18 protein-coding genes are annotated in these 15070 nt (G+C 63.2%); 11 read left to right on the plus strand and 7 right to left on the minus strand.

From position 1 onward, the window contains the following. Positions 1 to 18: 18 nt before the first annotated feature. Positions 19 to 480, minus strand: coding sequence for an Lrp/AsnC family transcriptional regulator (locus tag J3A71_RS07605; protein ID WP_016488609.1), 462 nt, complete (start codon positions 478 to 480; stop codon positions 19 to 21). A gap of 92 nt (positions 481 to 572) precedes the next feature. Between J3A71_RS07605 and J3A71_RS07610 the strand changes: the two genes are divergently transcribed. After that, positions 573 to 1754 carry an aminotransferase class I/II-fold pyridoxal phosphate-dependent enzyme gene (locus tag J3A71_RS07610; RefSeq protein ID WP_060519197.1) on the plus strand — a complete coding sequence of 394 codons (1182 nt, stop codon included), beginning with the start codon at positions 573 to 575 and terminating at the stop codon, positions 1752 to 1754. Positions 1755 to 1911: 157 nt separating this feature from the next. Here the strand turns inward: J3A71_RS07610 and J3A71_RS07615 are convergent, their stop codons facing one another. Continuing rightward, the gene (locus J3A71_RS07615; RefSeq protein ID WP_016488607.1) at positions 1912 to 2148 is read right to left on the minus strand and encodes a YdcH family protein; all 237 of its coding nucleotides are present in this window, start codon (positions 2146 to 2148) and stop codon (positions 1912 to 1914) included. A gap of 252 nt (positions 2149 to 2400) precedes the next feature. Here J3A71_RS07615 and J3A71_RS07620 point away from each other — a divergent pair, with 252 nt between their 5' ends. From J3A71_RS07620 to J3A71_RS07635, 4 genes are all read left to right on the plus strand, one after another. Further along, positions 2401 to 4038: a phosphoethanolamine--lipid A transferase gene (locus J3A71_RS07620; protein ID WP_016488606.1), complete on the plus strand. Its 1638-nt coding sequence runs from the start codon at positions 2401 to 2403 to the stop codon at positions 4036 to 4038. A 115-nt stretch (positions 4039 to 4153) separates the two neighbouring features. After that, positions 4154 to 5287 carry a ribonuclease D gene (rnd, locus tag J3A71_RS07625; protein ID WP_016488605.1) on the plus strand — a complete coding sequence of 378 codons (1134 nt, stop codon included), beginning with the start codon at positions 4154 to 4156 and terminating at the stop codon, positions 5285 to 5287. Beyond that, complete coding sequence (locus J3A71_RS07630) at positions 5284 to 5577, plus strand: YcgL domain-containing protein (RefSeq protein ID WP_016488604.1); 294 nt, start codon at positions 5284 to 5286, stop codon at positions 5575 to 5577. Before rnd ends, J3A71_RS07630 begins: the two co-directional genes overlap by 4 nt. A 2-nt stretch (positions 5578 to 5579) precedes the next feature. Next, positions 5580 to 6512 (plus strand): D-2-hydroxyacid dehydrogenase, encoded by a 933-nt coding sequence (locus J3A71_RS07635; protein ID WP_016488603.1) that lies wholly within the window; start codon positions 5580 to 5582, stop codon positions 6510 to 6512. 113 nt (positions 6513 to 6625) lie between these two features. On the opposite strand, the gene J3A71_RS07640 is transcribed toward J3A71_RS07635, so the two are convergent. Then, entirely contained in the window at positions 6626 to 7219 is a 594-nt protein-coding gene (locus J3A71_RS07640; protein ID WP_095116751.1) for a nitroreductase family protein, read from the minus strand. Positions 7220 to 7363: 144 nt separating this feature from the next. Between J3A71_RS07640 and J3A71_RS07645 the strand changes: the two genes are divergently transcribed. Next, the gene (locus J3A71_RS07645) at positions 7364 to 7813 is read left to right on the plus strand and encodes a YcgN family cysteine cluster protein (protein ID WP_016498373.1); all 450 of its coding nucleotides are present in this window, start codon (positions 7364 to 7366) and stop codon (positions 7811 to 7813) included. Positions 7814 to 7854: 41 nt separating this feature from the next. Further along, the gene (locus J3A71_RS07650; RefSeq protein ID WP_016488600.1) at positions 7855 to 9063 is read left to right on the plus strand and encodes a hypothetical protein; all 1209 of its coding nucleotides are present in this window, start codon (positions 7855 to 7857) and stop codon (positions 9061 to 9063) included. 89 nt (positions 9064 to 9152) lie between these two features. Here J3A71_RS07650 and J3A71_RS07655 read toward each other — a convergent pair whose 3' ends face one another. The 3 genes from J3A71_RS07655 to J3A71_RS07665 all read right to left on the minus strand — a co-directional run bounded on the left by J3A71_RS07655 (position 9153) and on the right by J3A71_RS07665 (position 10494). Beyond that, a complete protein-coding gene (locus J3A71_RS07655; protein ID WP_031312544.1) occupies positions 9153 to 9500 on the minus strand; it encodes a YgaP-like transmembrane domain in 348 nt (115 codons plus the stop codon). Positions 9501 to 9579: 79 nt separating this feature from the next. Continuing rightward, positions 9580 to 10050, minus strand: a complete 471-nt coding sequence (locus J3A71_RS07660) for an RNA methyltransferase (RefSeq protein ID WP_016488598.1) — start codon at positions 10048 to 10050, stop codon at positions 9580 to 9582. A 72-nt stretch (positions 10051 to 10122) separates the two neighbouring features. Further along, a complete protein-coding gene (locus tag J3A71_RS07665) occupies positions 10123 to 10494 on the minus strand; it encodes a YajD family HNH nuclease (protein WP_016488597.1) in 372 nt (123 codons plus the stop codon). A 132-nt stretch (positions 10495 to 10626) separates the two neighbouring features. On the opposite strand from J3A71_RS07665, the gene J3A71_RS07670 reads away from it, so the two are divergent. Continuing rightward, on the plus strand, positions 10627 to 10905 hold the full coding sequence (locus tag J3A71_RS07670) for a hypothetical protein (RefSeq protein ID WP_060519193.1): 279 nt from the start codon (positions 10627 to 10629) through the stop codon (positions 10903 to 10905). Between the two features lie 136 nt (positions 10906 to 11041). Here J3A71_RS07670 and J3A71_RS07675 read toward each other — a convergent pair whose 3' ends face one another. Then, positions 11042 to 13084, minus strand: a complete 2043-nt coding sequence (locus J3A71_RS07675; RefSeq protein WP_096426648.1) for a S9 family peptidase — start codon at positions 13082 to 13084, stop codon at positions 11042 to 11044. Between the two features lie 138 nt (positions 13085 to 13222). On the opposite strand from J3A71_RS07675, the gene J3A71_RS07680 reads away from it, so the two are divergent. Genes J3A71_RS07680 through J3A71_RS07690 form a run of 3 tightly spaced genes read left to right on the plus strand, consistent with a single transcriptional unit; the run spans position 13223 to position 15042 of the window. Next, positions 13223 to 13720 (plus strand): hypothetical protein, encoded by a 498-nt coding sequence (locus J3A71_RS07680; RefSeq protein WP_016488594.1) that lies wholly within the window; start codon positions 13223 to 13225, stop codon positions 13718 to 13720. A 17-nt stretch (positions 13721 to 13737) separates the two neighbouring features. After that, on the plus strand, positions 13738 to 14511 hold the full coding sequence (locus J3A71_RS07685; protein ID WP_016488593.1) for a class II glutamine amidotransferase: 774 nt from the start codon (positions 13738 to 13740) through the stop codon (positions 14509 to 14511). Between the two features lie 9 nt (positions 14512 to 14520). Next, positions 14521 to 15042: a DUF2937 family protein gene (locus J3A71_RS07690; RefSeq protein WP_016488592.1), complete on the plus strand. Its 522-nt coding sequence runs from the start codon at positions 14521 to 14523 to the stop codon at positions 15040 to 15042. Positions 15043 to 15070: the final 28 nt, after the last annotated feature.

A 15070-nucleotide genomic window follows, 5' to 3' on the forward strand; every position in this document is an offset into this window, starting at 1 on the left:
CGGTGCAGCCATGCAGAATCAGGAACGATGCACCGGGTAAGCCGTGGTGTACTTCATCTGCTCCATGGCAAAACTGGAGGTGATGTTCGACAGCCCATCGGTGCGGGTAATCAGCTTTTTGTAGAACCGGTCATACGCCGCAATATCCCCCACCACCACCCGCAGCATGTAGTCCCAGTCCCCCGACATGCGATAGAACTCCATCACTTCCTCAAACCCGGTCACGGTCGCGGCAAACTGCTCCAGCCAGGCGCTGTCATGGCGCTGGGTCTTGAGCTGGACGAACACCGTCAGCCCCAGCCCCAGGCGTTCGGGGTCCAGCAGGGCGACACGGCCGAGTATGTAGCCTTCTTCTTCCAGGCGCTTGACCCGCTTCCAGCACGGCGTGGTGGACAGGTTGACGGCCTCGGCCAGGTCCTTGAGCGCGATCGAGGCATCGCGCTGAAGCAGGGTAAGTATGTGCTGGTCGAAACTGTCCATATCGCGCGCGGGCCGTGTAGAAAAATTTTTCACAGATTACCCCAAGGCCAGACGATTTGGGTTGTGCGATAGTTGCAGCCTTCACTCTGCCAATGGGCCTGACCATGTCCGACAAGCCGCGCAATTTCGCCACCCGTACCATTCACGCCGGCGAGCAGTTCAGCGTTGCCGAAAACGCCATTTTCCCGGCTATCGTCACCGCCAGCTCGTTCACCAAGCGCAGCCTGGACGACAAGCCGGAATACTCCTACAGCCGCGTCGGCAACCCCACCCGGCATGCCTACGAAACCTGTGTCGCTGCCCTTGAAGAAGGCGTGGGCGCTGTGGCCTGTGCCTCGGGCGTCAATGCCACCGCAACCGTGCTTGAGCTGCTGCCCAAGGATGCCCACGTGGTGGTGATGAACGGCGTGTATGGCGGCACCTTCCGCATTCTGGAGGACTACCGCAGCCGTACCTCGGGCCTGACCACCACCTATGTCGACCTCAACGACCTTGAGGCTGTGGCCGCCGCCATCAAGCCGCAGACCCAGCTGATCTGGATCGAGTCGCCGACCAACCCGTTGCTGCACCTGGTCGACATCAAGGCGGTGTGCGACCTGGCCAAGGCGCGGGGCATCCTGACCTGTATCGATAACACCTTCTGCTCACCGTGGAACCAGCGCCCGATCACCTTGGGCGTGGACCTGGTGATGCACTCCGCCAGCAAATACATCGGCGGCCACTCCGACCTGACCGGTGGCGTGGTAGTGGCGGCCAATGATGCACTGCTGGCACGCCTGCGCCGCATCAGCATGGCGATTGGCGCGGTGCAGGGGCCATTTGACTGTTACCTCGCCCTGCGCGGCCTGAAGACCCTGGATGTGCGCATGGAGCGCCAGTGTGCCAACGCCCTGCAGGTGGCACGCTTTCTCGAAGGGCATGCGCAGATCGAGCAGGTGTATTACCCGGGGCTGGAAAGCCACCCCCAGCATGAACTGTGCAAACGCCAGATGCGCAGTGGCGGGGCGGTGGTGGCGATGAAGGTGAAGGGCGACCGCGCCGCGCTCAACCGCCTGGTGGAGGCGTTGCAGATCTTTGTGCTGGCCGACTCGCTGGGCGGGGTGGAGAGCATGATCAACCACTCGTGGACCATGTCGCATTGCTCGCTGAGCCCGGAGCAGAAAGGCGTAATGGGGATCAGCGAGAACCTGCTGCGGTTGTCGATGGGGATCGAGGATTACCGCGACCTGATCGAGGACCTGGATGGTGCTTTGAAGGCATCAGCGGCGGGCTGATATAAACGCGGTCTTGTGGGAGCGGCCTTGTGCCGCGAAAGGGCCGCAGCGCGGCCCCGGCAATCTATGCGTTATTGCTGAAACCTTGGGGCCGCTACGCAGCCCTTTCGCGGCGCAAGGCCGCTCCCACATGGCGCGTTCAGGCCTGTGAAATCAATCAGGATTTGGGCGGATGGATGATCCGTTCGATCTTGTCCTTGATCAGCAACCGTTCCTTGCGCAGCCGGTTGACGGCGTCGTCGTTGGTACCGTTGCCTTCGGCGGCGACCACCTCCTTGTCCTTGGCGTTGTATTCCTTGTGCAGCGCGTGCAGCGCCTGGTCCTTGTCAATGAGCGCCTGGAATGCATCAGCGGTAACGTGCAGGTCAGCGAGCAGATCATGCGGAACTGGCATTTCTTCACCTCTGTCAGGGTTGTCGGTAAGGTCCTGACCACTGAGGATAGCCGCGTTTGCGCAGGCTTGTGAGGGCGGCCACGCTGAATGGCAGCTGAATGACTTTCACGAAATTGATAAAAGACCACGCTTCACGAAATTGTTACCGTCTTTTTCACAAAAAATTGATGATGCGCTTTCTAGAGTTCGCCCAACTTTCCCACGGTGCCATCCGGCCTGGGGGCTGATAATCACTCTTGATTGCGAACGCTGATGCTCAACCTTAAATCCCTGCGGACTGAATGGGTCACGCTGCTGGCCAGCCTTTACCTGCTGATTGGCTTGAACATGTTTCTCTGGGAGCACTTGCAAGAGGTGGTGCCCGCCGGCCTGTCAGGGCTTTGGCTGAGCCTGGCGTTTGCGGTGCTGATGTTGTTCGCCTTCAACCTCATTCTCACCCTGGTTGCCTTCCGTTATGTATTGAAGCCGGTACTCATCGTGTTGTTCATGAGTGGCGCGGGCGCGGCTTACTTCATGAACCAGTACGGTGTACTGATTGATGCCGGCATGTTCCGCAATATGGCTGAGACCAATGTTGCAGAAGTGCGCGATCTGATGTCGCTGAAGTTTGCTGCCTATATCCTGTTATTGGGTGTCTTGCCGTCAGTGTTGTTGTGGAAGGTGCAGATCGCTTACCGCCCCTGGCACCGCGAGCTGCTGGGCAAGCTGGTGGTCAGTGGTGCCTGTGTCGTGGCCCTTGGCTCGGTAGCGCTGGTCAATTATCAAGGGTTGTCGTCGCTGTTTCGCAACCACCACGAACTGCGCCTGATGCTGACCCCGAGCAATATCGTTGGGGCCTCCATCGGTTATGTCAGCGAGCGGGTCGGTACTGCCTCGCGCCCATTCCAGTCTTATGGCGAAGATGCCAAGCGAGATGCCGCCTGGCAAAAACACGAGCGCAAGTCGCTGACGGTGCTGGTCGTCGGCGAAAGTGCCCGGGCAGACCATTTCGGCGTGCTGGGCTACGAGCGCGATACCACGCCGAACCTGGCCAAGGAACAAGGCCTGCTGGCGTTTTCCGATGTGCACTCGTGCGGCACGGAAACCGCAGTCTCGGTGCCGTGCATGTTCTCGGGCATGAAGCGCAAGGATTACGATGCCCGCGTGGCGAAGAACCGCGAAGGGTTGCTGGACGTTCTCCAGCGTGCCGGCCTGGCCGTGCAGTGGCGTGACAACCAGTCGGGCTGCAAGGGTACCTGCGACCGCGTGCAGTTCATTGATGTCAGCAACCTCAAGGACCCCCAACTGTGCGCCAATGGCGAATGCCATGACCAGATCCTGCTGCAAGGTCTGGACGAGCTGATCGACAACCTCGACAGGGACACCGTGCTGGTGCTGCACCAGATGGGCAGCCACGGGCCGGAATACTTCAAGCGCTACCCCAGTGGCGGCGAGCGCTTCACGCCGGTATGCCAGAGCAACGCACTTAACCAGTGCAGCGAGCAGGAGATCATCAACGGCTATGACAACACCCTGGCCTATACCGACAAGGTGCTGGCTTCGCTGATCGACACCTTGCGCAGCAAACAGGACAAGGTCGACACGGCCATGATCTACCTGTCCGACCACGGCGAGTCGCTGGGCGAGTACAACCTGTTCCTGCATGGCACGCCTTACCCCATCGCCCCTGAGCAGCAAAAGCACGTGCCGCTGCTGACCTGGTTCTCCGACAGCTACAAGGAGGACTTCGGCCTCGACACCGACTGCCTGGCCAAGCTCAGCGATGCCCCGCTGTCGCAGGACAACCTGTTCCACTCCATGCTCGGCCTGTTGCAGGTGCGCACCGAGGTCTACCAGCAGTCGCTGGACATGTTCGCCAGCTGCCGGCCTTGGCTGGCGGCCAAGCGCTGAAATGCCGTTCCTTCACTCACAAACAGCACCACTGATCGATATCAAGGATGGCCCGGGTTTCACCAGCAGTGCCCGCGCCGTATATACTGCGCGCCAATGTTAGTGGGAGAGCCTCGTGGCCATCGAAATTCACTGGATCCGTGACGACCAGAGCCTGGCCGAACACTGCCGCGACTGGCACCAACTGCCCTTCGTCGCCGTCGACACCGAATTCATGCGGGTCGACACCTTCTACCCGAAAGCCGGGCTGATTCAGATCGGTGACGGCCAGCGGGCCTTCCTGATCGACCCGCTGCTGATCGGCAACTGGCAACCCTTGGCCGATCTGCTGGAAGACTGCGGTGTGGTCAAGGTGCTGCACGCCTGCAGCGAAGACCTTGAAGTGCTGCTGCGCCTGACCGGTAAGCTGCCGCAGCCGCTGTTCGACACCCAGCTGGCTGCCGGTTACCTGAACCTGGGCTTCTCCATGGGCTATTCGCGCCTGGTGCAGGAGGTGCTGGGTATCGAGCTGCCCAAGGGTGAGACCCGCTCCGACTGGCTGCAGCGCCCGCTCTCTGAAACCCAGATCAGTTATGCGGCCGAGGATGCCGTGCACCTGGCCGAGCTGTTCACGGTGCTGCGCCCGCGTTTGTCCGACGACAAGTACGCCTGGGTGCTGGAAGACGGCGCCGAGCTGGTGGCCGCATTGCGCCGTGAAGTCGAGCCCGAAAGCCTGTATCGCGACGTCAAGCTCGCCTGGAAGCTGGCCCCCCAGCAACTGGCGGTGCTGCGCGAACTGTGCGCCTGGCGCGAGCGCGAAGCGCGCAACCGTGATGTGCCGCGCAACCGCATCCTCAAGGAACACTCGCTGTGGCCCATGGCCAAGAGCCAGCCGAACAACCTGTCGGCGCTGGCCAAGATCGACGAGATGCACCCGCGCACCATTCGTCAGGACGGTGAGTTTCTCGTGCAGCTGATCAAGCGCGCCGGCAGCCTGCCTGCCGAGCAGTGGCCAGCGCCGTTGCCTGAACCACTGCCGATCGAGGCTGCGGGCATTCTCAAGCAACTGCGTGCCATCGGCCAGGCCGAAGGCGAGCGCCTGGGCATTGCCCCCGAGCTGATGCTGCGCAAGAAAGCCCTGGAAGCGCTGCTCAAGACCGGCTACCCCCATGGCCCTTATCAACTGCCCGATTCGCTGCGCGGCTGGCGCCGTGAGCGCATGGGCCAGGCCCTGCTGGACAACCTGGCAGCTGCCGGAGAAACCCGATGAAACGCATTTGCTCGATCTACAAGAGCCCCCGCAAGAACGAAATGTACCTGTACGTGCTCAAGGCCGACGGCCTGGAGCGTGTGCCCGAAGGCCTGTTGCCGGCCTTTGGCACCCCCATGCACGCGTTTGATCTGGTGCTTAGCCCCGAGCGCAAGCTGGCCCGCGAGGACATCACCAAGGTGCTGGAAAACCTCGATAACCAGGGCTACCACCTGCAGATGCCGCCGCTGGAAGATGAGTACATCGAGCACCTGCCCGAAGAGCTGTTGCGCCGTAACGACCCGGTCTGACCATGCGTGTACTGATTGCTGAGCATGACCATGCTCGTTACGCCGGGCTTTTGCGCGAAACAGCGCCGAACGTGGAAATCCTGACCAGCGGTGACTCCGCCGAGCTGGCCCGTCAGGCAGCGCAGTGCACGGTGTGGCTGGGCCAGCCGGACTTGCTGGCGAGCTTGCTACGCCAGGGCCTCAAACCGGAATGGATGCAATCGACGTGGGCCGGTATCACGCCGTTGCTGGCCGATGGCCTGCCGCGTGACTATCGCCTGACCCGTGCGGTGGGCATATTCGGCCAGGTGATGGCCGAGTACATGCTGACCTACATGCTCGGCCATGAGCGCGAGGTGCTGTCGCGCCTGGTGAGCCAGGTCGAGCGGCGCTGGGATGACCGCCCGGGGCGCACGCTGGAAGGGCGCAAGGTGCTGATTGTCGGCACCGGCGACATTGGCCAGCGGGTGGCCGAGTTCCTGCAGCCGTTTGGTGTGGTGCTGTACGGCGTAGCCAGCAGCGCCCGGGAACAGGCACCGTTCGTCGAGGTGGCTGCGCTGGCCGACTTGCCACGCATGGTGGGCCAGGCCGACTACGTGCTCAACCTGCTGCCGGACACCCCTGCTACCCACGACCTGTATGACGCGGCGCTGTTCAAGTGCTTCCAGGCCACGGCGTTGTTCATCAATGCCGGGCGTGGCGCGGCCGTGGTCGATGCCGACCTGGTAGAGGCACTGAAGCAGGGCCATCTGGCCGGAGCGGTGATCGATGTCTGCCGGCAGGAGCCGTTGCCCCGGCAGCACCCGTTCTGGACCGCCTGGGGGCTATTGTTGACCGGGCACAGCTCGGCACCCACCTCGCCGGCAGCGATGGTGCGGTTGTTTGTCGAGAATGTGCGGGCTTATGAAGCGGGGCAGGGGTTGCGTGGGGAAGTGGACTTTGCCCGGGGCTACTGATTGATGTTGCCTGTGCCGGCCTCTTCGCGGGCTCGCCCGCTCCCACAGGTACAATACCGTGCCTGTGGGAGCGGGCGAGCCCCGCGAAGAGGCCAGTAAGGCCTCCACAAGGCTTACAGGCTGAAATCACCCTCGGCAGCCAGCTCGCTCAGCGGCTTGCGCGGGCTCGGTACTTCACGCGACTGCAGCGCTTCATCCAGGCTGGCCTTGTCACCCAGCTTGCCGATCGCCACCATGGCATGCAGCACGTAGCCCTCGGGAATCTTCAGTTCCTGACGCGCCAAGTCCTGGTCGAAACCAGCCATGCCATGGGTATGCCAGCCGCTGATGCTGGCCTGCAGGGCCAGGTGGCCCCAGGCGGAGCCGGTGTCGAAGGTGTGCCACAGCGCCGGTTTTTCTTCCGTGGCGCCCGGGGCTGCAAAGGTGGTCTTGGAAATGATCAGTACCAGCGCCGAGGCCTGTTGCGCCCAGCTGCGGTTGAACGGCACCAGCAGGTTCAGGTAGCGCTCCCAGTTTGGCGTGTCGCGGCGGGCATACAGGAAGCGCCAAGGTTGCGAGTTGTACGCCGACGGTGCCCAGCGTGCGGCTTCCAGGAAGCTCAGCAGGGTCTGTTCGCTGATCGGTTCGGCGGTGAAGGCGCGTGGCGACCAGCGGTTGATGAACTGTTCGTTGATGGCGTAATCGGCAATGCGGGGGTTGGCGCTCATGACAGCTCCTGCAAACGGACGGGAAACCCGCACGCTACTGCGTCCCGTCGCGACTGACAAGCGGTCTGGCTTTGCCGAAGGCCAGGCTCTAGACTGGCGCCGCCGCGCGCCGTGGCCCTAAAGATGAATGCAGGAAACCGTGTGATGATCGCTGAAAACGCGCCGTTCTGGCGGCGCAAGACCCTCGAGCAACTCAGCCCGCAAGAATGGGAGTCGCTGTGCGACGGCTGCGGCCTGTGCTGCCTGCAAAAGCTTGAGGACGAAGACGACAACAGCGTCTATTACACGCGTATCGCCTGCAAATTGCTGGACATGGATACCTGCCAGTGCAGCGACTACCCCAACCGCTTCGCGCATGTACCGGACTGCATCCAGCTCACCCCGGGCAAGGCCGACCAGTTCACGTGGCTGCCAAGCACCTGCGGTTATCGCCTGGTCAGCGAGGGCAAGGACCTGCCGGCCTGGCACCACCTTGTCTGTGGCGATCGCCAGCAGGTCCATGAACAGCGCATTTCCCAGTCGGGGCGTATGCTCAGGGAGCAGGATGTGCACGAAGACGACTGGGAAGACCACCTGATCTTCCGCGCCAGCTGACCGGCGCGGCCCGCTGCCACGGGGAAACAAGGAGTTTCTGTATGCGTTGCCAGCTGTTGTTGCTGTTGGGCCTGATGGCTAGTTCGCCAGCCTGGGCGAAAAAGGTCGACCTTGACTACCAGGTGCGCCTGTTGCCCGCCAGTGGCCAAGCGGAAGTCCGCCTGACCCTGGCTGAAGGCAGTGCCGTGCGCAGCCTCGACTTCGACCTGGGCAAGGCGGCGGCCTTCAGCGGCTTCCAGACCGATGGCCAATGGCAACTCAAGGGCCAGCGTGGCGTGTGGCAGCCGGCGGCCGGCAAGACCAGCCTCAGCTACCGCGTGCAGTTGGACCAGAAGCTCGCCAGCGGTGCCTATTCCTCGCGTGTTACCCCTCACTGGGCGTTGTTCCTCGGCGACCAGCTGGTACCGCCTGCGCGGCTTGACCAGCAAGATGGCACGGAGCTTGTGGCACGCCTGGCGTTCGACTTGCCCGAGGGCTGGAAGAGTATCGAGACGTCCTGGCCACGCATTGGCAAGGACAAGTTCCGCATCGACAATGTTTCGCGCCTGTTCGACCGCCCGACTGGCTGGATGCTGGCCGGCGACCTGGGTAGCCGCCGTGCCCGCCTGGGCGATACCGAGGTCACTGTGGCCGCACCGGTCGGGCAGGGCATGCGGCGCATGGACAGCCTGACCTTGCTGACCTATGTCTGGCCGCAGTTGCAGGCCGTGTTCCCGCGCAACCCGCCAAAGCTGCTGCTGGTCGGTGCCCGTGACGGCATGTGGCGCGGGGCAATGGCAGCGCAGGGTTCGCTGTACCTGCACAGCGCCCGGCCGATGATCAGCGAGAACGGCAGCAGCCCGTTGCTGCGCGAAATGGTGCAGCTGTTCGCGCAGATCCATGGGCGTGACGGCAGTGACTGGCTGGTGGAAAGCCTGACCGACTACTACGCCAGCGAGTTGCTGCGCCGTTCAGGCGGGGTGAGCGACGACCGCTACCAGGCCTGGCAGGCACGCCTGAGCAAGCAGGGCGCCAAGGTCACCCGGCTCAAGGGCGAACGCGCCAGCCCCGCTCAGGTGGCCCGTGGGGTGATCTTGCTGCAGGCACTGGACAAGGAAATCCGCATCCACACACAGGCCAAGCGTTCGCTGGACGATGTGGTACGCGGGCTGATGCGCTTGCCCAGCGTGAGCACTGAAGACTTTGTGCAAATCAGCGAGAACGTCATGGGGCGCAAGTCCGAGGTGCTGCAGAGCAAGGTGTTGCGCTAGACATCCCTGGGGCCTGTACCTCGAACCCTGTGCGGTACTTGTGGGATCGGGCTTGCCCCGCGAAGAGGCCAGCCCAGACGATACAAAGATCAGCTGTCTGCCAACGGATCCTTCCCGGTCACCGTCACTCCCCGTGTCGCCGCCTTGGCACTGGCCTTCAACGCCTCCAGCTCCACCGCACTGCGTTCTATATCCGAACGCAACCGGTGGTACTCCTGCCGATGTCGCTGCCACCACGCCTTGGTCGAGCAATGCCCGCTGACCCCGCGTGCCACCGCAATACCTCCGACCACGAGCTGCAGCAAGCCGATAAAGCCACCCTGGCGCAGCCCTTTGCTCACCATCAGTGCCCCTCCAGCCAGCGAACTGACCCGTTCCAGGCCATGGACATTGTGCTGCGAAGACGCAGAAGACGCAGCAGAATGGATATCGAACATGGCAAGACCTCCGTGTGAAATGTAAGCAGCTGACCAGCAGGGTGTCAGCCGCGTTCACTCGGGGCGCTCAGCGGCAACTTTATTTGAACTTGGGCCCAGAGCGGGTATTCAGCCCTTTGGCCAAACGGTCATACAGCACTACATTCACGGTCGCGGCCAGGTTCATGCAACCCTCGGTGGGGATGTAGATGGTCTCTTCACACCATGCCCGCACCTCGGGGCTGAGGCTGCCGTCTTCCGGCCCGAAGATGTAGATGGCCCGGTCCGGGTGGGTATATTCCGGCAGTGGCCGCGCACCTTCCACCAGCTCGACCGCCACCGGGGTACAGCCCAGCGGAACGATGCGCTGCAGGTCATCGATGCCGATCAGCGGAATGTCGTAGTGCACGCGCTTGGTGTCAGTGACAAAGTCACGCGCACGTTCGTAGCGTTTGCCGGTGTAGAACACCGAATTGACGCCATAGCAACCCGCAGCGCGCATCACCGAGCCCACGTTTTCTGGGGACTTGGGGTTGAACAGGCCGATGCAGCTGTATCGTTTGTTTGCCACGTACCGGGGCCCTTCGCGAAAAAAAGCGCAATTATACGGGCTGCCCGGTAGCAGTGGGGGCCGAATCGATGGTCAGTCTTTCTTCAACATGCCCGCCAGCGCGGCGAACGGATTGTGGGTGGCCTTGGCGATGCTCGGTGTGCTGGTGGAACCTTCGCTGAAGTACTGCTGGTCGGTGTAGCGCGAGTGCTCGTTGTCGTGGCAGTACAGGCACAGCAGCTCCCAGTTGGAGCCGTCCTGCGGGTTGTTGTCGTGATTGTGGTCACGGTGGTGCACAGTCAGCTCGCTCAGGCGCTTGCCAGCGAATTCGCGGGCGCAACGGCCGCAGACGTGCGGGTACATTCTCAGGGCCTTGTCGCGGTAGCCCATTTCCTTGTCACGCTTGGCATCGGCCAGGATGCGATCAAGCCGCGCGGTGGCGGCGGCGGAAGAGGTGGAGCTCATGGTGTTTCCTTTGTTCTGATCAGGCAAATGACGGTTATGGCATTGAGTCTAGCGCGCTTGCAGGGCAGGCGGACAGGCGAAAGCGGTGATTTAGGCGTAGCCTGTAGAAAGGTTCCCGACAGGAGGTTGCTGATGCTTCACGCGATCCTGACCGCGCTGCTGATGGCTGGCCTGCCCCTGGCCGAAGCTGCCAGCACGCCACCTCGCCTCACTACGCCAGTGCCGGGTGCACCGGGCACCCCTACACCCACGCCATACCCGCAGATCACCCCGAGTACACCGCCCAAAGCCTACGACAGCCAGCCGGGGGCGCCCTTGTTGCCGCCAATGCCAGTGCCCGGGCCGCCGAAGGACCAGCCATTGCCGGGGTTGCGCCAGGACCCACCGAAGCCGGCGGTGCAGGATGATTGAGCATGAGCGGCCTGCGCCGGTCCTGTGGGAGCGGGCATGCCCGCGAACACCGGCGTAGCCGGTGCCAGGCACCGCGTTGACTGCTTCGCGGGCATGCCCGCTCCCACAGGTATCGCGCAGGTGCTCAAACCTCCCTTCAGGCGATACCTAATTCGCCAAACACGAACGCATACTCCAGGGCCACATCTTTCAACCCCTGGTACCGCCCGCTCATCCCACCATGCCCAGCTCCCATCTCGGTCTTGAGCAGCAGCAGGTTGCTGTCGGTCTTGTGCGTGCGCAAGCGCGCCACCCATTTGGCTGCTTCCCAGTACTGCACGCGGCTGTCGTTGTAGCCCGCTACCACCAGCATCGCCGGGTAGGCCTGCGCTTTTACATTCTCGTACGGCGCATAAGCCTTGATCCGTTCATACACCTGCGGCTCCTCAGGGTTGCCCCATTCGTCGTACTCGGTCACGGTCAGCGGCAGCTCGGGGTCGAGCATGGTATTGAGCACGTCGACGAACGGTACTTCGGCAATCGCACAGCGGAACAGCTCGGGCCGCAGGTTGAGCACTGCACCGATCAGCAGGCCGCCAGCGCTGCCGCCGCTGATGGCCAGCTGCTCGGCAGTGGTCACACCCTCGGCGATCAGGTGTTCGGCGCAGGCGATGAAGTCGTTGAAGGTATTGGGTTTGTGCTCCTGCTTGCCGGCACGGTACCAGGCTTCGCCCAGTTCGCCACCGCCGCGCACATGGGCGATGGCAAAAGCCACGCCGCGTTCCAGCAGGCTCAGCCGCGCATGGGAGAACCAAGGGTCCAGGCTTTCGCCATAGGCGCCGTAACCGTACAGGTACAGCGGCACGGGTTGGCCCAGGTCCTGGCGGCGACGCACCAGGCTGATCGGCACCTGGGTGCCATCCGCTGCGGTTGCCCACCGGCGCTCGCTCACGTAGTCATCAGCATCGAACGCACCCAGCACCGGGGTTTGCTTGAGCACGGCCTGGGCGCCGCTGGCCAGCTCCAGCTGGCGCACCTGGGCTGGGCGGGTGAGCGCTTCGTAACGCAGGCGTACGCGTGTGCTGGCAAACTCCAGGCTGTCTTGCACGTACAGGCTGTAGGCGGCGTCGGGGAGTTCCACACGGTAGCATGGCAGGCCTTGCGGGCGTACTTCGATGATCGGCAAACCGCCTTCGCGCAGGCTCAGGGTCAGCGCGCCGGCATTCAGGCTGAGGCCTTCGAGCATGATCGCATCGCGGTGTGCCACCAGCACCTGCCAGTGTGCACGGCTGGGCACCGGTGTGGCCGGGGCCTGGTACAGCGCGAAGTTGATACCGTCCTGGTTGGTGCGGATGAACCAGCGCCACTCGCCATCGAGCTGGCCATGGTCGGGGAAGTACTCATGGCCTTCGACACGCGGCGCCAGGCAGGTGAACGGCGCCTGCGGCGTTTCGGCGTCCAGTACCCAGGCCTCGCTGGTGGTCTTGCTGTTCAGCAGCAGCACCAGTTGGCGCTCGGAGCTGGTGCGGTAGCAGTGCAGGAAGAAGCGCCCGTCGGGCTCTTCGAACACGGTCTGCGCAGCGTCGCTGCCGAGGGTATGACGGCGCAGGCGCCAAGGGCGGTGGGTGTCGTCCAGTTCAGCGAAGAACAGCGTCTGGCTGTCATTGGCCCAGGTCAGGCTGCCGTCGCAGTCGTCGAAGGGCAGGGCGGTGATGCTGCCGGTGGCCAGGTCCTTGACGTACAGGGTGTAGATTTCATCGCCGCTGGTGTCGAGGCTGTAGGCAAGCAGGCGGTGGTCGGGGCTGACGTTGAACGCCCCCAGCGACAAAAAGCCGCCATTGGCCAGGGCGTTGGGGTCGAGCAGCAGTTGCTCCTGGCTTTCATCGACGGTGTTCGAGTCGTCTGCCGGGCGCGGGCAGCGGTAGTGCCGTGGGTACTCGTCGCCTGCGGTGGTGCGGGTGTAGTACAGGTAGGGGCCCCAGGGGGCCGGCAGTGACAGGTCGGTTTCCAGGATGCGGCCCTTGATCTCTTCGAACAATTGCTCACGCAACGGTGCCTGGTCGGCCAGGCAGGCTTCCTGGTAGGCGTTTTCGGCTTGCAGGTAGGCGAGTACCTCGGGGGTGTCGCGCTGTTGCAGCCAGGCGTACGGGTCGGCGGCGTTACCGGCGTGGGCGATGGGAGGTTGGGGCTTGGTTTGCATTGAGGGTCTCTTGGTTGGGGTTGCCTGTACCGGCCTCTTCGCGGGCACGCCCGCGAAGAGGCCGGTACAGGCAAACACTGTCTGCGCCCGGAAAAGTGTTTATCATAGGCATCTCTTTGCCTGGCTTGCACGAACACCATGACCGAGAACGACTACACCTTTGCCTGGGGCCTGTACGCCGTGGCCGCCTTGGGCTGCCTGCTCGTGGCCTTCAAGCTTACCGGCTGGATGTGGCGCTGGCTGCGCGAACCGCTGCGGGTGGTGCTGGCAGTGCTGCTGCTGACCCCGACTGTCGTCGACCCGGTCAAGGACAGCTTCGCCCCGGCCATCGCCATCACTGCCCTGGACCTTGCCTTCAAGGTGGGCAACAACGCCTGGCGTGCGGTGTCCGACTTCGCCATGTACGGCATGATTGCCTTCGGCCTGTATTTTCTCTTCGTGCTGGTGCGCTGGCCGCTGGAAAAACGCGCCAGTGAGCGGCGTGTGCAAGCCGAGGCGGCCGCCAAGCGCCAGGCGGATGAAGATGACCAGGTCGCCGGGCAAGCCCCCTTGGCCGCCGAGCGCGGCGACCGTTACCGCGACGACCCACGCCCTGCCGTTCCCCGCGGCAATGGCCGGGTCGAGCCCCGTCTGTAAGCGGAGGAGACACGCCTGTGTGCGAACTGCTGGGCATGAGTGCCAACGTCCCCACCGACATCGTTTTCAGCTTTACCGGCCTGATGCAGCGCGGGGGCCGTACCGGCCCGCACCGTGACGGCTGGGGTATCGGCTTCTATGAAGGCCGCGGGCTGCGCCTGTTCCAGGACCCGGCCGCGAGCAGCGAGTCGGAAGTGGCCAACCTGGTGCAGCGTTACCCGATCAAGAGCGAGGTGGTGATCGGGCATATCCGTCAGGCCAACGTCGGCCGGGTGTGCCTGTCCAACACCCACCCGTTCATGCGGGAAATGTGGGGCCGCAACTGGTGCTTTGCGCACAATGGGCAACTGGGCGATTTCAAAGGGCAGGCCAGCTTCTACCGGCCGGTGGGCGACACCGACAGCGAAGCGGCTTTTTGCGACTTGCTCAACCGCATCCGCAGTGCTTTCCCCGAGCCGGTGCCGGTAGAACAGCTGCTGCCGGTGCTGGTGGAAGCCTGTGCCGGCTACCGTGGCCGGGGTGTGTTCAACTGCATGCTCAGCGATGGCGACTGGCTGTTCTGCTTCTGTTCGACCAAGCTGGTGCACATTACCCGCCGTGCGCCGTTTGGTGCCGCGCGGTTGAAAGATGTCGACCTGATCGTCGATTTTCATACCGAAACCACCCCCAACGACGTGGTCACGGTGATTGCCACCGAGGCCCTGACCGAGAACGAGACCTGGCATCGCTACGAGCCCGGTCAATGGGCCCTGTGGCGGCACGGCGAGTGCGTGGCACACGGCCAGAGCTAAGGACGCTGCATGTTCAGAAGTTACCTGCGGTTGCTGCTGTTCACCTTCGGCCTGCTGGCCGGTATCCAGGTCCCTGGGCTGGTCAAGGACTATAGCCAGCGGGTCGAGGCGCACCTGTTCGAGTCGCGCGAGGCGCTGGATGGGTTCCGGCAAACGGCCGAGCGATTTTTCAAAGGCGATTTGCAGGCGCTGCTGCAGCATTACCGCAGCAGTGACGACCCGGTGTTCAACAGTGATGCCAACAGCATCGAAAGCCTGATGATCCGCAACGAACTGCTGGAAAAAGAATGGCAGGCGTTGCAAGGGCCGTGGGCCCAGCGTACCTGGCATGTGCTGGTGCAGGCCGACCCACAACTGCGCGAGGAAACCCTCAATGCCTACAGCTACCAGATTCTGCTGGTGCCCGAGGCAATTGGCTGGGGTGTTGGCGCAGGGTTTGTGCTGGCCTTTGTGGTCGAAAGCCTGTTGCTGGGGCTTGGCTGGGTGATCCTGGGCGGGCGGCGCAGGGCGGTGAAAGAAAGCTGGCGCTAGGCCGCTCCCACAAAGACCGCGTTAGCCG

This window comes from Pseudomonas sp. PvP089 (assembly GCF_017875165.1).
Taxonomy (GTDB): Bacteria; Pseudomonadota; Gammaproteobacteria; order Pseudomonadales; family Pseudomonadaceae; genus Aquipseudomonas; species Aquipseudomonas fortuita.

Bases quoted from the DNA above. Each gene is read 5' to 3' on its own strand.
- J3A71_RS07665 (WP_016488597.1), bottom strand. From the start codon at position 10,494: ATGAGCTCCACCTCTTCCGCCGCCGCCACCGCGCGGCTTGATCGCATC.
- J3A71_RS07655 (WP_031312544.1), bottom strand. From the start codon at position 9,500: ATGTTCGATATCCATTCTGCTGCGTCTTCTGCGTCTTCGCAGCACAAT.
- J3A71_RS07645 (WP_016498373.1), top strand. From the start codon at position 7,364: ATGATCGCTGAAAACGCGCCGTTCTGGCGGCGCAAGACCCTCGAGCAA.
- J3A71_RS07630 (WP_016488604.1), top strand. From the start codon at position 5,284: ATGAAACGCATTTGCTCGATCTACAAGAGCCCCCGCAAGAACGAAATG.
- J3A71_RS07670 (WP_060519193.1), top strand. From the start codon at position 10,627: ATGCTTCACGCGATCCTGACCGCGCTGCTGATGGCTGGCCTGCCCCTG.
- J3A71_RS07640 (WP_095116751.1), bottom strand. From the start codon at position 7,219: ATGAGCGCCAACCCCCGCATTGCCGATTACGCCATCAACGAACAGTTC.
- J3A71_RS07605 (WP_016488609.1), bottom strand. From the start codon at position 480: ATGGACAGTTTCGACCAGCACATACTTACCCTGCTTCAGCGCGATGCC.
- J3A71_RS07615 (WP_016488607.1), bottom strand. From the start codon at position 2,148: ATGCCAGTTCCGCATGATCTGCTCGCTGACCTGCACGTTACCGCTGAT.
- J3A71_RS07680 (WP_016488594.1), top strand. From the start codon at position 13,223: ATGACCGAGAACGACTACACCTTTGCCTGGGGCCTGTACGCCGTGGCC.
- J3A71_RS07675 (WP_096426648.1), bottom strand. From the start codon at position 13,084: ATGCAAACCAAGCCCCAACCTCCCATCGCCCACGCCGGTAACGCCGCC.
- J3A71_RS07635 (WP_016488603.1), top strand. From the start codon at position 5,580: ATGCGTGTACTGATTGCTGAGCATGACCATGCTCGTTACGCCGGGCTT.
- J3A71_RS07690 (WP_016488592.1), top strand. From the start codon at position 14,521: ATGTTCAGAAGTTACCTGCGGTTGCTGCTGTTCACCTTCGGCCTGCTG.
- J3A71_RS07620 (WP_016488606.1), top strand. From the start codon at position 2,401: ATGCTCAACCTTAAATCCCTGCGGACTGAATGGGTCACGCTGCTGGCC.
- J3A71_RS07650 (WP_016488600.1), top strand. From the start codon at position 7,855: ATGCGTTGCCAGCTGTTGTTGCTGTTGGGCCTGATGGCTAGTTCGCCA.
- J3A71_RS07610 (WP_060519197.1), top strand. From the start codon at position 573: ATGGGCCTGACCATGTCCGACAAGCCGCGCAATTTCGCCACCCGTACC.